This is a genomic window from Micromonospora sp. NPDC049799 (genome assembly GCF_040656655.1).
Classification (GTDB): Bacteria; Actinomycetota; Actinomycetes; order Mycobacteriales; family Micromonosporaceae; genus Micromonospora.
Genome location: NZ_JBFAMU010000792.1, coordinates 1 through 1605, shown reverse-complemented (window position 1 = coordinate 1605; position 1605 = coordinate 1). Strand labels below are relative to the sequence as shown.

1 pseudogene is annotated in these 1605 nt (G+C 75.3%); it reads left to right on the top strand.

Annotation, left to right across the window (positions count from 1 at the left end):
- Positions 1 to 231 precede the first annotated feature (231 nt).
- Positions 232 to 1449, top strand: a pseudogene (locus tag AB0I76_RS29510) (NAD(P)-binding domain-containing protein); the annotation flags it as partial.
- Positions 1450 to 1605: the final 156 nt, after the last annotated feature.

Below are 1605 nucleotides of genomic sequence, written 5' to 3'. Positions count from 1 at the left end.
GCGCTGGTGGAGCCGACCCCGCACGTGACGGTGCGCGCCCTGGTCTGGGCGGTGCACGGGCACGTGGTGGCCCTCGCCGCCGGTGGCGGGTCGCCGGCGCGGCAGCGGCGGGAGTTCCGCCTCTTCGTGCACCGCCTCCTCGACGGCCTGTACGGACCGGCCCGCCCTTGACGTGCCGCGCCGCCCCGGTCATTATCCGACAGTCGTTGGATTAACGGGAAGGAGTCGGCCGTGGACCCGCAGCCTCGCGTGGCGGTGATCGGCGCGGGCGCGGCCGGCCTGGCCACCCTCAAGGCCCTCGCCGACGAGGGCGTGCCCGCCGTCTGCTTCGAGGCCGGTGACCACGTCGGCGGCCTCTGGGTGTACGGCGCGGCCGGCTCGCCCGCGTACCGCACCCTGCACCTGAACACCAGCCGCACCCGCACCGAGTTCGCCGACCACCCCATGCCGGCGGACTGGCCCGACTACCCCGACCACACCCGGATCGCCGGCTGGCTCGCCTCGTACGCCGACCGCTTCGGTCTGCGCGAGGCGATCCGCCTGCGGCACACCGTCGAGCGGGTGGTGCCCGGCCCCGGTGACCGGTGGACCGTGCACGCCGACGGACCGGACGGGCCGGTGCACGTCACCGTCGACGCGGTCGTCGTCGCCAACGGCCACAACCGGGTACCCAAGCCGCCGGACCCCCGCCCCGCCGGCGCCTGCACCGCCCGGCAGATGCACAGCCACGCCTACCGCGGCCCCGAGCAGCTCGCCGGCCGTCGCGTCCTGGTCGTCGGGGGCGGCAACTCCGCGATGGACATCGCGGTCGACGCCTCGTACGCCGCCGAGCGGACCCTGCTGTCGCTGCGCCGGGGCGTGTGGGTGGTGCCCAAGCACCTGCTCGGCCGGCCGTCGGACACCCTCAACGGTGCGCTGGCCCGCCGGCTGCCCTGGCGCCTGCGGCAGCGGATCAGCCAGACCCTGCTCACCGCCACCGTCGGTGCGCCCGCCCGGCACGGCCTGCCCGCACCGGCCCACGGTTTCCTCCAGGACCACCCGACCCTGTCCGACGGGCTGCTGTCCCGCCTCGCCCACGGGGAGATCGAGGTCCGCCCCGGCATCGCCGGCTTCGCCGGCGACCGGGTCACCTTCACCGACGGCCGCAGCGACGAGGTCGACCTGATCGTCTGGTGCACCGGCTACCGGGTCCGGATGCCCTTCCTCGCCCCGCCCCTGGTCGGCGAGGACGCCGACACCCTGCCGCTGTACCGGCACGTCTTCCACCCCGAGGTTCCCGGGCTCGCGTTCGTCGGGCTGATGCAGTCCACCGGCGCGGCGTTCCCGCTGGTCGAGGCGCAGGCCAAGCTCGTCGCGGCGCAGTTGTCCGGCCGGTACGCCCTGCCGGACCGCAATCGGCAGCACGCCGACATCCGCGCGGAACTGCGCGCCGCCACGGCACGCTGGGGCCAGCGCCGCCCGGCGATGCGCGTGGACTTCGACGCCTACCTCGCGCAGCTGCGTCGGGAGCTGTCCGGGTCCAGGCCGTGGAACCGGGCCTGGCTACGGACGGCGTAGCTGTCCGAGGGGAAGGCGGTGTCCTCGATGACGATCCGGGTGCGACGG